Source organism: Bradyrhizobium sp. JR3.5 (assembly GCF_054057015.1).
This window is the reverse complement of sequence record NZ_JBSRYV010000002.1, coordinates 153,798-169,501: the sequence shown is the minus strand read 5'-3', so window position 1 is coordinate 169,501 and position 15,704 is coordinate 153,798. Positions and strand designations below refer to the sequence as shown.

11 protein-coding genes and 2 pseudogenes are annotated in these 15,704 nt (G+C 65.4%); 12 read left to right on the top strand and 1 reads right to left on the bottom strand.

The features are described 5' to 3' along the window. Positions 1-24: 24 nt before the first annotated feature. Both ACVWW1_RS17410 and murC read left to right on the top strand, forming a co-directional pair. Positions 25-855, top strand: coding sequence for a class I SAM-dependent methyltransferase (locus ACVWW1_RS17410; RefSeq protein WP_456656811.1), 831 nt, complete (start codon positions 25-27; stop codon positions 853-855). A gap of 187 nt (positions 856-1,042) precedes the next feature. Next, on the top strand, positions 1,043-2,446 hold the full coding sequence (murC, locus tag ACVWW1_RS17405; protein WP_456656810.1) for a UDP-N-acetylmuramate--L-alanine ligase: 1,404 nt from the start codon (positions 1,043-1,045) through the stop codon (positions 2,444-2,446). A gap of 56 nt (positions 2,447-2,502) precedes the next feature. Here the strand turns inward: murC and ACVWW1_RS17400 are convergent, their stop codons facing one another. After that, positions 2,503-2,838: a GIY-YIG nuclease family protein gene (locus tag ACVWW1_RS17400; RefSeq protein WP_456656809.1), complete on the bottom strand. Its 336-nt coding sequence runs from the start codon at positions 2,836-2,838 to the stop codon at positions 2,503-2,505. 20 nt (positions 2,839-2,858) lie between these two features. Between ACVWW1_RS17400 and murB the strand changes: the two genes are divergently transcribed. From murB to ligA, 10 genes and pseudogenes are all read left to right on the top strand, one after another. Then, the gene (murB, locus tag ACVWW1_RS17395) at positions 2,859-3,779 is read left to right on the top strand and encodes a UDP-N-acetylmuramate dehydrogenase (RefSeq protein ID WP_456656808.1); all 921 of its coding nucleotides are present in this window, start codon (positions 2,859-2,861) and stop codon (positions 3,777-3,779) included. After that, the gene (locus ACVWW1_RS17390) at positions 3,779-4,765 is read left to right on the top strand and encodes a D-alanine--D-alanine ligase family protein (protein ID WP_456656807.1); all 987 of its coding nucleotides are present in this window, start codon (positions 3,779-3,781) and stop codon (positions 4,763-4,765) included. The genes murB and ACVWW1_RS17390 overlap by 1 nt, the downstream gene beginning before the upstream one ends. Before the next feature lie 125 nt (positions 4,766-4,890). Further along, positions 4,891-5,159: pseudogene (locus ACVWW1_RS17385) on the top strand (hypothetical protein); the annotation flags it as partial. Further along, the gene (locus ACVWW1_RS17380; RefSeq protein ID WP_456656806.1) at positions 5,099-6,106 is read left to right on the top strand and encodes a cell division protein FtsQ/DivIB; all 1,008 of its coding nucleotides are present in this window, start codon (positions 5,099-5,101) and stop codon (positions 6,104-6,106) included. The pseudogene ACVWW1_RS17385 and the gene ACVWW1_RS17380, both read left to right, overlap by 61 nt. Then, positions 6,103-7,419, top strand: coding sequence for a cell division protein FtsA (gene ftsA, locus ACVWW1_RS17375; RefSeq protein ID WP_092115917.1), 1,317 nt, complete (start codon positions 6,103-6,105; stop codon positions 7,417-7,419). Before ACVWW1_RS17380 ends, ftsA begins: the two co-directional genes overlap by 4 nt. An 89-nt stretch (positions 7,420-7,508) precedes the next feature. Next, positions 7,509-9,293, top strand: a complete 1,785-nt coding sequence (gene ftsZ / locus ACVWW1_RS17370; RefSeq protein ID WP_456656805.1) for a cell division protein FtsZ — start codon at positions 7,509-7,511, stop codon at positions 9,291-9,293. A gap of 352 nt (positions 9,294-9,645) precedes the next feature. Further along, the gene (gene lpxC, locus ACVWW1_RS17365; RefSeq protein ID WP_456656804.1) at positions 9,646-10,608 is read left to right on the top strand and encodes a UDP-3-O-acyl-N-acetylglucosamine deacetylase; all 963 of its coding nucleotides are present in this window, start codon (positions 9,646-9,648) and stop codon (positions 10,606-10,608) included. 245 nt (positions 10,609-10,853) lie between these two features. Then, complete coding sequence (locus ACVWW1_RS17360; RefSeq protein ID WP_409334627.1) at positions 10,854-11,762, top strand: outer membrane protein assembly factor BamD; 909 nt, start codon at positions 10,854-10,856, stop codon at positions 11,760-11,762. Positions 11,763-11,775: 13 nt separating this feature from the next. Next, a complete protein-coding gene (recN, locus tag ACVWW1_RS17355) occupies positions 11,776-13,446 on the top strand; it encodes a DNA repair protein RecN (protein ID WP_456656803.1) in 1,671 nt (556 codons plus the stop codon). 7 nt (positions 13,447-13,453) lie between these two features. Beyond that, positions 13,454-15,603 (top strand): annotated as a pseudogene (gene ligA, locus ACVWW1_RS17350) (NAD-dependent DNA ligase LigA). The last annotated feature ends 101 nt before the right edge of the window (positions 15,604-15,704 follow it).

Sequence of the window (15,704 nt, the reverse complement as noted above, 5' to 3'; positions counted from 1 at the left end):
CAGGACGCCGGGGGAGACTTGATCATGACGGGTTTTTTGATTCACTCCGTCTCGGAATTCTCGGACCTGATCCTCGAAGCGCTGCGCCTGGCAGATGCGCAGAATATCGTCGAGATCGGTGCGGAGTATGGCGGTATGTCGGCGCTGCTCGCCGATCATTGCCGGGCCCGCGGCGGCCGGCTCACCAGCGTCGATCCGGCGCCGAAGCGCGAATTCCTCGATTGGGTCAACGCCAATCCGGATGTGCGTCACGTCGCGAAGACCAGTCTCGACGCGTTCGGCGAGCTTGACGCCGCCGACGCCTGGATCGTCGACGGCGATCATAACTGGTACACAGTTTATCACGAGCTCCGCGAGATCGAGGCGATCAGCCGCCGCGCCGCCAAGCCCGTTCTGGTCTTCCTTCATGATGTCGGCTGGCCCTGTGGCCGCCGCGACGCGTACTATGCGCCTGACCAGATTCCGGCAGAGCATCGCCATACGCACAGTTATGATGCAGGCGCCACGCCAGATCGCGAAAGCTTGGTGGAAGGTCGTGGATTTCGCGGCATGGGCCAGTTCGCGTTCGCAACTCATGCCGGTGGCGTGCGCAACGGCGTGATGACCGCGATCGATGATTTCCTGGCAGAGGAACTTGCGCAGGGCAGGGAGTTCGGCTTCGCCGAGATTCCCGCGGTGTTCGGCCTCGGCGTGCTGTTCGACATGAACGCCGCCTGGAGTGCACAGCTTGCCGAGCTCGTGCTGCCCTATCACCAGAACAAGCTGCTGCGCGCACTCGAGACCAACCGCCTGCGCAATTATCTTCGCGTCATCGACATGCAAGATGAGTTCGCCGCGCGGCCGGGAGCGGCGTAGCCGCCGGGGCCGAGATGGAGATGTCCGTGACGTCAGATCACCACCACCGGCCGGTAGCTGACAACAGCGACATTTCCGCGGCTGCGGGGCGGAAAAAGCCCTTGTCACGCATGGGAAAAGCGGGGCATCCAGTACTCAGCGCGACCGATGTGAGGCGCGCACGGACGATGATATCAGGAACCGGATCATGAGACTGCCGCGCGAGATCGGACCCATTCACTTCGTCGGGATCGGCGGCATCGGCATGAGCGGCATCGCCGAGGTGCTGATCAATCTCGGCTACACCGTGCAGGGCTCCGATGCGTCGGACAATTACAACCTCGACCGGCTGCGCAAGAAGGGCGCCAAGATCTCGGTCGGCCACGCCGCCGAGAACGTCGATGGCGCCGACGTCGTCGTGGTCTCGACCGCGATCAAGCGCGACAATCCCGAGCTGATGGCGGCGCGCGCGCAGCGCATTCCGGTGGTGCGGCGCGCCGAGATGCTGGCGGAATTGATGCGGCTGAAGAGCTGCGTCGCGATCGCTGGCACTCATGGCAAGACGACGACGACGACGATGGTGGCGACCTTGCTCGACGCCGGCGGGCTCGATCCGACCGTGATCAATGGCGGCATCATCAACGCCTATGGCTCCAATGCGCGGCTCGGGGCCGGCGACTGGATGGTGGTTGAGGCCGACGAGAGCGACGGCACGTTCCTGAAGCTGCCGTCCGACGTCGTCATCGTCACCAATATCGATCCCGAGCATCTCGATCACTTCAAGACCTTTGAGGCGATCCAGGACGCGTTCCGCAATTTCGTCGAGAACGTTCCGTTCTACGGCTTTGCCGTGATGTGTACCGATCATCCGGTGGTGCAAGCCCTGGTCGGCAAGATCGAGGACCGCCGCATCATCACCTACGGCCAGAATCCGCAGGCCGACGCGCAGCTCCTGGATCTGACGCCGATGGGCGGCGGCTCGAAATTCAAGGTCGCGATCCGCGATCGCAAGTCGGGCGCGACGCACGAGATCGCTGACATCATGCTGCCGATGCCGGGACGCCACAATGCGTCGAACGCGACGGCGGCGATCGCGGTCGCGCATCAGCTCGGCGTGTCCGATGACGTGATCCGCCAGGCCATGGCCGGCTTCGGTGGCGTCAAGCGGCGCTTCACCAAGACCGGCGAGACGAACGGCATCACTGTGGTCGATGATTACGGCCATCATCCGGTCGAGATCGCGGCCGTGCTGAGGGCGGCGCGCGAATCCACCAACGGCAAGATCGTCGCCGTGGTGCAGCCGCATCGCTACACCCGCCTGCAATCCTTGTTCGAAGAGTTCTGCACCTGCTTCAACGATGCCGATGCGGTCGTGGTCGCCGAGGTCTATCCGGCCGGCGAAGCACCGATCGCAGGCATCGACCGCGACCATTTCGCCGCCGGCCTGCGCGCCCACGGCCATCGCAACGTTGTCCCGCTGCCAAACGCCGGCGAGCTTGCCAAGATCGTTCACGGTATTGCCAAGTCCGGCGACCTCGTCGTCTGCCTCGGCGCCGGCAACATCACGCAATGGGCCTACGCACTGCCCGACGAATTGAAGGCGCTGGGGTGATGGAGGCCTCGTATCTTACCACGTCATGGCCGGGCTTGTCCCGGCCATCCACGTCTTCACTGCACTATCGTGTCGTACAGGTCGTCCCAGTTCGGATTCGCTGTGATGATTGTGCGAACCTTCCAAGCGCGTGGCCAATGCTTGATGGTGTGTTCACGCTGGATAGCGGTGCGGATGTCGTCGAATTGCTCGAAGTAAACCAGCCGCTTCAACCCGTAGCGCTTGGTGAATCCATCGACGAATCCAGAACGATGCTCGAATATCCGGCGGACGAGATCGCTCGTTACGCCGACATAGAGCACGCCGTTCGGTCGGTTGGTCAGAAAATAGACGTATCCCCCTGCCATGTGGAGATACTGCAAGACGTGGATGGCCGGGACAAGCCCGGCCATGACGGATGGAGGGGTCACGCATGACCTTCCCCGACATCACGCCCGACCTGAAAACCGCGATGCCGGAGCTGCGCGGGCGGCTGCTGGCGAACCAGTCGCTGGCGGAATTGACCTGGTTTCGCGTCGGCGGTCCTGCGCAGGTGCTGTTCACGCCGGCCGACGAAGACGATCTCGCCTACTTCCTGAAGCATCTGCCGCAGGAGCTGCCGGTCTATGTCGTCGGCGTCGGCTCCAATCTGATCGTGCGCGACGGTGGCATGTCCGGGGTCGTGATCCGGCTGGCGCCGCGCGCGTTCGGCGAGACCAGCGCGGCTGGTGATGTCGTCACCGCCGGCGCCGCGGCGCTCGACAAGCGCGTCGCCGAGACCGCGGCAGCGGCAAACATCGGCGGCATGGAATTCTTCTTCGGTATTCCCGGCACGATCGGCGGCGCGCTGCGCATGAACGCCGGCGCCAATGGCGGCGAGACCAAGGACGTGCTGGTGGAGGCCACCGGCATCGGCCGCGACGGCACGAAGCATACGTTCAGCAATGCCGACATGAAGTTCGTCTATCGCAACTCTGGCGTCGATACGTCGATCGTGTTCACCTCGGCGCGCTTCCGCGGCCGGATCACCGATACTGACGCGATCCGCACCCGCATGAACGAGGTGCAGGCCCGGCATCGCGAGACCGCGCAGCCGATCCGCGAGAAGACCGGCGGCTCGACCTTCAAGAATCCGCCCGGTAACAGCGCCTGGAAGCTGATCGACGCCGCCGGTTGCCGCGGCCTCAAGGTCGGCGGCGCACAGGTGTCGGAGATGCACTGCAATTTCCTGATCAACACCGGCAACGCCACCGGGCATGACATCGAGACCCTCGGCGAGACGGTGCGCGAGCGGGTCAAGCAGACCAGCGGAATTGAGCTGCACTGGGAAATCAAGCGGATCGGGAAAAGCTGATGCAGGTGACCATTCTGTTCGGCGGCACCAACAAGGAGCGGCTGGTCTCGGTGGCGAGCGCGCAGGCGCTGCACCACGCGCTGCCCGACGCTGACCTCTGGTTCTGGGACGTTGACGACACCGTGCATGCGGTGACGTCCGAACAGCTGCTCGGCCACACGCGGCCCTTCGAGGTCGACTTCAAACCCGATGGTCGGGGCATCGCGCTCGACCATGCACTCGACAGGGCAAGCGCCGAGCAGCGCGTGCTGGTGCTCGGCTTGCACGGTGGCCGCGCCGAGAACGGCGAATTGCAGGCGATGTGCGAGATGCGCGGCGTCGCGTTCACCGGCTCCGGCTCGGCGTCGTCGCATCTGGCGTTCGACAAGCCTTCGGCGAAACGCTTCGCCGCGATCGCGGGCCTCAACGCGCCGCAGGGCATATCGATCGCACAGCTCGATGAGGCGTTCGCCCAGCACGGCAGGCTGATCGCAAAGCCCGCCAAGGACGGATCGAGCTACGGGCTGATCTTCGTCAACGCACAGCAGGACCTCGTCGCGGTCCGCAATGCCGCGAAGCATGAAGACTATCTGATCGAGCCGTTCGTGTCGGGCGTGGAGGCGACCTGCGGCGTGCTCGAGCAATCCGACGGCACGGTGTTCGCGTTGCCGCCGATCGAGATCGTGCCGGCGGAGGGGGGCTTCGACTACACAGCCAAATACCTTTTGAAGTCGACCCAGGAGATCTGCCCCGGCCGCTTCGCGCCCGAGGTCAGCGCCGCGATCATGGAGCACGCGTTGCGGGCGCATCGCGCATTGTCGTGCACCGGATATTCGCGCAGCGATTTCATCGTGTCGGCCAATGGCCCGGTCTACCTCGAGACCAACACGCTGCCCGGCCTCACCGCGGCATCACTGTACCCTAAGGCATTGAAAGCACAGGGCATCGCCTTTGCCGACTTCCTTCGTGACCAGATCGAGCTCGGCCGCCGCCGCGCCAGGAGTTAAGGCCAACCGGGCGGGACCCCGCCCGACTCGGCCGGATGGAACCCGGGCGCTGTTGCTAAAATGCTAACGGGTTCGCGGCAAAGTATTCAGAGCGTTGATCAAAATACACTCCAGGCTGAACTCCTTTACCATTTGTTTACCAGGAAGCCCGAAGGTTAACGCTGGCGGCGCATGTAGCGCTTGGCTGCCGGGGCGTGAGCTGTCGCGGATTACCGCTTCGAGGATCGCAACCAGGGAACAGGGGGCCTCTCTAATCCCACCGGTCTAGCCGAGACGTGATTTGTGCCGGGACCCCGCAGGGTTTGCGGGCGCAACATGTGACGAGCTCGTGCAATGGATGGTGCAGGACGCCTCACCCGATCGCTGCGATCGCTGGGGCCTCAAGCTGACCTGAGAGCAGCCGCTATTGGAGCGGCAGTGCTGCTGCGCGAGTATGTCGGCGCCCATCTCGCGCGCGGCCGCCGGCGTCCCGCCAGTCGGCCGCAGATGATCGATCGCGCGCCGCCGAACCGCTACGTCCTGCTGGTCGAACGCTATCTGCCGCGCCGTATCGGCCTGGTCGCGACGCTCGCGATCCTGTTCGGCAGCGTGGGCTTCGGCATCGTCAGGGGCGGCCATCTCGAGGAGTTCACCACCGCGCTCAGCGACACCCGCAATGCGCTGGCCAATTCCGCGGGCTTCCGCATCACCACCGTCGGCATCAACGGCCGCAAGCAGCTGAGCCAGGACGAGGTGCTTGCGATCGGCGGCGTTAACGGCCGTTCCTCGCTGCTGTTCCTCGACGCCGATACCGTGCGCGCCAAGCTGAAGGCCAATCCCTGGATCGCCGACGCCACGATCCTCAAGCTCTATCCGGGCCGGCTGCAGATCGACATCGTCGAGCGCACCGCCTTCGCGCTGTGGCAGCAGAACGGCCGCCTGTCGGTGATCGCCTCCGACGGCGCGGTGCTCGAGCCCTATGTGTCGCGCCGCTTCCTTAATCTGCCGCTGGTGGTGGGCAAGGGCGCGGACACCCGCGCCCAGGACTTCCTGGCGCTGCTCGACCGTTATCCGCAGGTGCGCTCGGTGACCAAGGCCGCGATCTTCGTCGGCGAGCGGCGCTGGAACCTGCGCCTCAAGGACGGCCTCGACGTCCGCCTGCCCGAGAACGATGTCGGCAACGCGCTGGCCGCACTCTCAAAGCTCGACAAGGACGAGAAGCTGTTCTCGCGCGACATCGTCGCCGTCGACATGCGCCTGCCCGATCGGCTGATCGTGCAATTGTCCGAGGAAGCCGGCAAGGCGCGCGACGAGCTGTTCAAGGACAAGAAGTCCAAGAAGAAGGCCGGTGACTCCGCATGACCGGCCTCGATCGCAATTTGACCCCGAAGACCCGCCCGATGCAGAAGCGCACCGCGATGGTGGCTTCGCTCGACGTCGGCTCCAGCAAGATCGCCTGCATGATCGCGCGGCTCAGGCCGTCGCCGCCGAACGAGGCGCTGCGCGGCCGCACCCATGCGGTCGAATTGATCGGCTACAGCCAGATCCAGTCGCGCGGCGTCAAGGCCGGCTCCGTCGTCGATCTCGCCGAATGCGAGAAGGCGGTGCGCCATGCCGTGGCGCTGGCCGAGCGCATGGCCAAGGTCCGTGTCGAATCCGTTCTGCTGTCGGTTTCCGGCGGCAGGCTGCATGGCCAGCTGGTTGAAGCCGCGGCCGATATCCACGGCGGCTCGGTGACCGCGGACGATATCAGCCGCGTCACCTCGGCCGGCATGCGCCACGCCGCCGGCGCCGGCCGCACCGTGCTACACGCGCTGCCGGTCGGCTACGCGCTCGACGGCGTCAAGGGCATCCGCGATCCCAGAGGCATGGTGGCGCGCCAGTTCGGCGTCGACATGAATGTGGTGACGTCGGACGCGACGGTTGCCAAGAACCTGATGCTGGTGGTCGAGCGCTGCCATCTCAACGTCGAAGCCATGGCGTCGAGCCCCTATGTTGCGGGCCTGTCGGTCCTGACCGATGACGAAGCCGATCTCGGCGCTGCCGTCGTCGAGATGGGCGCGGGCTCGACGACGATCGCGACCTATTCCGGCGGCCGCCTCGTGCACGCATCCGGATTTGCGCTCGGCGGGCAACACATCACGATGGATCTTGCGCGCGGCATCGGCGCGTGCATTGCGGATGCCGAGCGAATCAAGACTTTATACGGCACGGTGCTGACCGGTGGTTCGGACTCGCGCGAGCTGATGTCCGTTCCCACTGCAGGCGATGATCGGGAGACTCCGCAAATCGTGTCCCGCGCCACGATCGCGAACATTGTCCGGCATCGCGCCGAGGAGATTTTCGAAATGGTTCGTGACCGGCTCGCGGATTCTCCATTTGCGGCAGAGCCGAGGGCGCGCGTCGTGCTGAGCGGCGGCGCGTCGCAGCTCACCGGCACCGTCGAGCTTGCCACCCGTATCCTGAACCGTCAGGTCCGTATCGGCCGCCCGCTCGGCTTCGGCCGGCTGCCGAACGAGGCGAAGGGCGCCTCGTTCTCGGTGCCGACGGGCCTCTTGGTCTACCCGCAATACGCACATCTTGAACATGTCGAACCGCGGCGTACGCGGCAGCTCAGGACAGGGACAGACGGTTACTTCGGAAAGGTCGGACGATGGCTTCGCGAGGGCTTCTGATGACCACACCCCGGCTCATTGCATTTTCACCAGCTCCTGCGGCCAGCGGCCGGGACGAACCAACGCGCGCATAATCGAGAGAGGCAACCATGGCACTCAATCTGACACCCCCTGACATCAGCGAGCTGAAACCGCGGATCACCGTCTTCGGCGTCGGCGGCGCGGGTGGTAATGCCGTCAACAACATGATCACCGCCGGGTTGCAGGGCGTCGACTTCGTCGTCGCCAACACCGACGCGCAGGCGCTGACCATGTCGAAGGCGCAGCGCATCATCCAGATGGGCACCCAGGTCACCGAGGGCCTCGGCGCCGGATCGCAGCCCGATGTCGGCGCTGCGGCCGCGCAGGAGGTCATGGACGAACTGCGCGATCACCTGACCGGCGCCAACATGGTGTTCGTCACCGCCGGCATGGGCGGCGGCACCGGCACCGGGGCTGCGCCCGTGATCGCCAAGGCCGCCCGGGAGATGGGAATCCTCACCGTCGGCGTGGTGACGAAGCCGTTCCACTTCGAGGGTCAGCGCCGGATGCGCACCGCCGAGCACGGTATCTCCGAGCTCCACAAGGTGGTCGACACGCTGCTGATCATTCCGAACCAGAACCTGTTCCGGGTTGCCAACGAGAAGACCACCTTCGCCGACGCGTTCGCGATGGCCGACCAGGTGCTGTACTCGGGCGTCGCCTGCATCACCGACCTGATGGTCAAGGAAGGCCTGATCAACCTCGACTTCGCCGACGTCCGCGCCGTGATGCGGGAAATGGGCAAGGCGATGATGGGCACCGGCGAGGCCACCGGCGAGAAGCGCGCGCTGACCGCAGCCGAAGCTGCGATCGCCAACCCGCTGATCGACGATAGCTCGATGAAGGGCGCCCGCGGCCTGCTGATCTCGATCACGGGCGGCAAGGACCTCACTCTGTTCGAGGTCGACGAAGCCGCAACCCGCATCCGCGAAGAAGTCGATGCCGACGCCAACATCATCGTCGGCGCCACCTTCGACGAATCGCTCGACGGCGTCATTCGCGTCTCGGTGGTTGCAACCGGCATCGAGCAGGCCGCGATCGCGTCCCGTGCCCAGGCTCCCGCGCAGCAGCCGGGCGGCTCGCCCGAGAGCCGGCTGGCCGATCTGACCGCTCGCCTGCGTGCCGACAATCAGCGCATGGCCGAGCGCGCCCAGAAGCTGGAACCGCCGACGGGCGTGACGGTTGCTCCGATTGCAGCTGCCGCCGCGCCCCAGCAGCGTCCGGCCGTCGAGCGCGCCGCGCTCGCGGCAATCGCTGCTGCGGTTGCCCCGGACAGCGCACCGGCTCAGGCGCCGATGCAGCCGGGGTCCTACGGTGACGTCACCGTGCGCCCGATTGCCCAGAAGCCGACGCTGTTCCCGGACCACGAGGCGGCCCGCGCCGAACAGCACGAGCCGATGCCGCCCGAGACCTTCATCCCGCAGGCGGCGGAGCGGTCGCCGGTCCGTGCCCCGCGGATGCCGAAGTTCGAGGATCTGCCGATGCCGGCGCAGGCCGAGATCCGCCAGGCCAGCGGTGACGGCGAGGCGGAGCACCCGCAGAAGACCCGGCTGTCGCTGTTGCAGCGGCTGGCCAATGTCGGCCTCGGTCGCCGCGACGAAGAGACCGAGCCGCCGATCGCGGCCCGTGCCTCGGGTCCTGCGATGCCGACGATGCCGCCGCTGCCCGACCGCAAGCCGGCCCGCAGCGTCGCCCAGCAGATCTCGGCGAACGAATCGCCGGTATCGGAATATGCGAAACGCCCGGCACCGCAGGGATTGGACGCCCATGGCCGCCAGGCGCCTGTTGCCCCGGCGCCACAGGGTGACGACCATCTTGATATCCCGGCCTTCCTGCGCCGGCAGGCAAACTGAAGTTTGTTACAACATTGGCGACGAAGAAGGCCTCGGCGGGGAACCGCCGAGGCCTTCTCCTTTTGGCGGACAAGCGATTGCATCAGGTGAACAAGCAACTGATTTTAAATGATTAATTATTATTTCGGTGGTCAAATGGCCACTCGCCGGGGGCCGTTTTCGCTGCCGCAATTGGGTTAACCTTGGGCGCGAATGCGGCGGAGATGAGGGTAACAATCGGTAAAGAAGCGTGAGTTGGCGCGGTTTAGGGCTGTGACTATGGTCTGCCGGGACTTGGGGAGCTCATGCGAGTCGGCCTTGGGGAAGTTTGGCCACTTGATGTTGAGCGAAGTCGGGTAGTGGGCATTATCGAATGAAGTTCAGCCGTCAGACAACGCTTCGGTCGCAAGCCACCGTGACTGGCGTAGGCGTTCATTCCGGTCTTCCTGTTAGTCTCACGCTGGGACCTGCACCTGTCGATGCGGGTTTTATTTTCGTCCGCACCGGTCTCGACGGTGCCGACCGCGAAGTTACCGCCACCGCCGACGCTGTGATCGCGACCGAGTTCGCGACGGTGCTGGGTGACCGCGAAGGGCCGCTGGTTTCGACCGCGGAGCATGTTCTCGCCGCGTTGCGCGGCATGGGCGTCGACAACGCCACGATCGAAGTCGATGGGGCAGAAGTTCCGATCATGGACGGTAGCGCTGCGGCGTTTGTCGCAGCCATCGATCAGGCCGGTATTGTGACCCAGCCCGGCGTCCGCCGCTTCATCCAGGTGCTGAAGCCGGTGCAGGTCAAGATCGGCGATGCGATGGGCGAGCTGCGTCCGTTCGCCGGCGGGTTCCGCGCCGAAGTCGAAATCAATTTCGCCAATAAAGTGATTGGTCACCAGACCTACTCCTTCGATCTGTCGCCGGAAGGCTTCCGCCGCGAAGTCGCGCGGGCCCGCACCTTCGGCTGCATGAATGACGTGGCGCGGCTGTGGGGCGCTGGCTTCGCGCTCGGCGCTTCCTTCGACAACACCGTGGTGTTTGACGAGGCCCGCCTGCTCAACGCCGAGGGCCTGCGCTACGCCGACGAGTGCGCCCGCCACAAGGTGCTCGACGTGATCGGCGATCTCGCGCTGGCCGGCCTGCCGCTGCTCGGCAGCTACCGTTCGGTCCGCGGTGGCCACAAGCTCAACAACGCGGTGCTGAAGGCGCTGCTCGCCGACCGCAGCGCCTGGCGCGTGGTCGAATCGGAGACCGCCCGGCGGCCGCTCCGCGGCCATGTCGAAGCCGGTGCAAGCACGGTGGGCGGCCTCGTCGCCCCGGCCTACGGTCCGGACGTGTCCTGATCGCCGCAGGCGGTCTGGCCCAATTTCCGTAATAACCACAGCAGGCTGTGAGTGTCGCCGGGTCGCCTTATTCCCGGCGGATTGGCTCCCTATTCGGTTGGTCGACGGTCATTTTTCGGTTAAACAGGCCCGCGGCTGCCTTGATCCGGCGCCAACGGCACGAGAGATATTGCATCCGTGATCGCGGTTCATGGGTGGAGTGGGGTCGCCGTTAACCGCATCAAAGGCGTCAGGTTTTACAATCCATGTCGGCAATGCGTATGGCGCTCGAACAACGCAATTCTTCTGACGTCTCCGGCCTGACCAAGGCCGCGCGCACGCTGCGCTTTGCGGCGGGCCTGATCGTGCTGGCGTTGCCGCTCTCAGGCTGCGGCACCGGCGCGCTGTGGGACAAGTTCATGGCCAAGGACGACACGTTCGTCGATGAGCCCGCGGACAAGCTCTACAATGAGGGCTTGTACATGATGAACGAGAAGAAGGACCTGAAGGCCGCTTCGAAGAAGTTCGAGGAAGTCGACCGTCAGCATCCCTATTCGGACTGGGCGCGCAAGTCGCTCCTGATGTCGGCCTATTCGTACTATCAGGCGGGCGACTACGACAGCTGCATCGGCTCCGCCACCCGCTACGTGACGCTGCATCCCGGCAGCCCGGACGCGTCCTACGCCCAGTACCTGATCGCGGCATCGCATTTCGACCAGATCCCGGACATCTCGCGCGACCAGAGCCGCACCGAGAAGGCGATCGCGGCGCTCGAAGAAGTGGTGCGCAAATATCCGACATCGGAATATGCCACCCAGGCCAAGGCCAAGATCCAGGCTGCGCGCGACCAGCTCGCCGGCAAGGAAATGGCGGTCGGCCGCTATTACATCGAGAAGCGCGACTTCACCGCCGCGATCAACCGCTTCAAGACCGTGGTCACCCAGTACCAGACCACCCGCCACGTCGAAGAGGCGCTCTACCGGCTGACCGAGGCCTATATGGCGATCGGCATCGCCGGCGAGGCGCAGACCGCCGCCGCGGTGCTCGGCCACAATTTTCCGGACAGCCGCTGGTACAAGGACGCGTATAATCTAGTAAAGTCCGGCGGTCTCGAGCCGAGCGAGAATCAGGGATCCTGGATCAGCAGGACCTTCAAGAAGATAGGTCTCGGCTAGGAATTGTCCTCGCATGCTGGCCCGTCTGTCGATCCGTGACATCGTCCTGATCGAACGGCTTGATATCGAATTTTCCCGTGGCCTGGCGGTGCTGACCGGCGAAACCGGCGCCGGCAAATCCATTCTGCTTGATGCCTTTGCGCTGGCGCTCGGCGGCCGCGGCGATGCCGGACTGGTGCGTCATGGCGCCGAGCAGGGCCAGGTCACCGCCACGTTCGATGTCCCGAAGGGGCACCCGGCCGCCAGGATCCTGGCCGAGAACGGCCTCGACGACACCGGCGAGATGATCCTGCGCCGCGTGCAGCTCGCCGACGGCCGCACCCGCGCCTTCATCAACGATCAGGCGATCAGCGTGCAGACGCTGAAGGCGGTCGGCGCGGCTCTGGTCGAAATCCACGGCCAGCACGACGAGCGCGCTTTGGTCGATGCTTCCACCCACCGCCAGCTGCTCGACGCCTTCGCCGGCCACGAGAAGGACGTCGCCGCGCTGGAAGCACTGTGGGACATCAGGCGGACCGCCAACGCCGATCTCGACGAGCATCGCGCCGGCATGGAGCGGGCCGCGCGCGAGGCCGACTATCTGCGCCATGCCTCCCAGGAGCTGAAGACGCTGGCGCCGAAGGAGGGCGAGGAGACCGAGCTCGCCAACCGCCGCACCACCATGATGCAGGGCGAGAAGGTCGCGACCGATCTGCGCGAGGCGCAGGAGGCGATCGGCGGCTCGCATTCGCCGGTGCCGGCCCTGTCGGCCGCGGTGCGGCGGCTGGAGCGGCGTGCTGCCAATGCGCCCGGCCTGATCGAGCCGGCGGTCAAGGCGATCGATATCGCGATCAATGCGCTGGAAGAGGCCGACCAGCATCTCAACGCCGCACTGGCGGCGACCGATTTCGATCCGGCCGAGCTCGAACGCATCGAGGAGCGGCTGTTCGCGCTGCGCGCCGCCTCGCGCAAATATTCGACGCCGGTCGATCTGCTGGCGGCGCTGGCGGCGCAATACGCTGATGACGTCGCGCTGATCGATGCCGGCGCCGATCAGTTGAAGAAGCTGGAAGCGGCCGCCACGGAGGCCGACAAGCGCTATGCTGCTGCTGCGGCAAAGCTGTCGGCGGCGCGCGCCAAGGCGGCCGAGAAGCTCAACAAGGCCGTCAATGCCGAGCTCGCGCCGCTCAAGCTCGAGCGTGCGAAATTCATGACGCAGGTCGAGGCCAATGCCGCCGCGCCGGGGCCGCAGGGCATCGACCGCGTCGAGTTCTGGGTGCAGACCAATCCGGGCACCAAGCCGGGGCCGATGATGAAGGTCGCCTCCGGCGGCGAGCTGTCGCGCTTCCTGCTGGCGCTGAAAGTCGTGCTGGCCGATCGCGGCTCGGCGCCGACCCTGGTGTTCGACGAAATCGACACCGGTGTCGGCGGCGCGGTGGCGGATGCGATCGGCTCGCGGCTGGCGCGCCTCGCCGGCAAGGTGCAGGTGATGGCAGTGACGCATGCGCCGCAGGTCGCAGCCCGCGCCAGCCAGCATCTGTTGATCTCGAAGGATGCGCTCGACAAGGGCAAGCGGGTCGCGACCCGCGTCAACGCGCTCGCCGCCGATCACCGCCGCGAAGAGATCGCACGCATGCTGGCTGGCGCCGAGATCACCGCCGAGGCGAGGGCCGCGGCGGAACGGCTGCTCAGGGCGGCGAGCTAGTCTGCCCATGGCTGCCAAGGCGACGAAAGCGCTGGTCGACGTCGACAAGCTCACCAAGGCCCAGGCCAAGGTCGAGTTGATGCGGCTTGCGCTCGAGCTCGAAGGCCACGACAGGCGTTATTATCAGGACGACGCGCCCAGCGTCACCGATGCCGAATACGACGCGCTGCGGCAGCGTTACAACGCGATCGAGAAGCGCTTCCCTGAATTCGTCACCGCGGAATCGCCCTCGCAGAAGGTTGGCGCCGCGCCGTCGGGGCGCTTCAAGAAGGTGCGCCATTCCATCCCGATGCTGTCGCTCGACAACGCGTTTGCGGAAGCTGACGTGGTCGACTTCGTCGGACGCATCACACGCTTCCTGAAGCTGCCGGACGATAAAATCGATTTCTCGGCCGAGCCGAAGATCGACGGGCTCTCGATGTCGCTGCGTTACCAGGGCGGCGAACTCGTCACTGCGGCGACGCGCGGCGACGGCGCCGAAGGCGAGGACGTGACCGCGAACATCCGCACGCTGGAGGATGTGCCGCAGAAGCTCAGGGGCCGCAACGTGCCCACGAGATCTGCGAGGTGCGCGGCGAGGTCTATATGACCAAGAAGGCGTTCCTGGCACTGAACGAGCGGCAGAAGGCTGAAGGCGGCACCATCTTCGCCAATCCGCGCAATTCAGCGGCCGGCTCGCTTCGGCAGAAGGATCCTGGTATCACCGCCTCGCGGCCGCTCGGTTTCTTCGCCTACGCCTGGGGCGAGATGAGCGCGATGCCGGAAGAGACCCAGACCGGCATGATCCACTGGTTCGAACGCTGCGGCTTCAAGACCAACCCCTTGACCAAATTGTGCCACTCGGTCGACGAGCTGATCGCCTTCCATCGCAAGATTGAGGAGCAGCGCGCCAAGCTCGACTACGACATCGATGGCGTCGTCTACAAGGTCGATCGCATCGACTGGCAGGAGCGACTCGGTTTCGTGTCGCGCACGCCGCGCTGGGCGATCGCGCACAAATTCCCGGCCGAGCGCGCCATGACCGTGCTGCGCGACATCGAGATCCAGGTCGGGCGCACCGGCTCGTTCACGCCGGTCGGCAAGCTCGAGCCGGTCGGTGTCGGCGGCGTGATCGTGCAGAACGTCACGCTGCACAATGAGGATTACATCAAGGGCATCGGCAACAAGGGCGAGGTGCTGCGCGAGGGACGCGACATCAGGATCGGCGATACCGTGGTGATCCAGCGCGCCGGCGACGTGATTCCGCAGGTCGTCGATGTCGTGATCGACAAGCGGCCGAAGAGCGCGAAGGAATTCCACTTTCCGAAGAAGTGCCCGTGCCCGCTACACACCGACGTGGTGCGCGAGGAGACCGCGACCGGCGAGGAGGGCTCGCGGCTGCGCTGCAGCGGCGAGTTCGCCTGTCCGTTCCAGAAGATCGAGCACCTCATTCTGTTTGTGTCGCGACGGGCGTTCGACATCGACGGCCTCGGCGTGAAGCAGCTGCAATTTTTCTTCGACGAGGGCTGGGTCAAGGAGCCCGCCGACATCTTCACGCTGCCGAAGCGCAACGCGAAGCTGAAGCTCGAGGACATCGAGGGTTATGGCGAAACCTCGGTGCGCAATCTGTTCGCCGCGATCGACAGCCGCCGCCGGATCGGGCTGGAGCGCTTCATCTATGCACTCGGCATGCGCCATGTCGGGGAGACCACCGCGCTGGCGCTCGCGCGCGGCTACGGCTCGTGGGAGGCGTTCCACGATGCCTGCCTCAAGGTCGCCAAGGGCGACGAGGAGGCCATCGCCGAGATGGATGCGCTCGACCAGATCGGCGACACCGTGATCAAGAGCATCGCGGACTATTTCGGCGAGAGCCATAATCGCGGCATCGTCGAGCGTCTGACCAGGGAACTCGACGAGATCATCGATGCCGAGAAGCCGAAGAGCAATTCGGCGGTGGCCGGCAAGACCGTGGTGTTCACCGGCTCGCTCGAGAAGATGACGCGCGACGAGGCCAAGGCGACCGCCGAGCGGTTAGGGGCCAAGGCGGCAGGTTCAGTGTCGAAGAAGACCGACTATGTCGTCGCGGGACCGGGCGCCGGCTCGAAGCTTGCCGAGGCGCAGAAGCACGGCGTGCAGGTGCTGACCGAAGACGAATGGCTGAAGCTGATCGGGGAGTAGGGGCGCAGCGGCGCCACATTCTCCATTGTCGACACCCGCGAAGGCGGGTGACCCAGTATTCCAGAGACAGTCATTGTTGAACGGATAGGCCGCGGCCTACT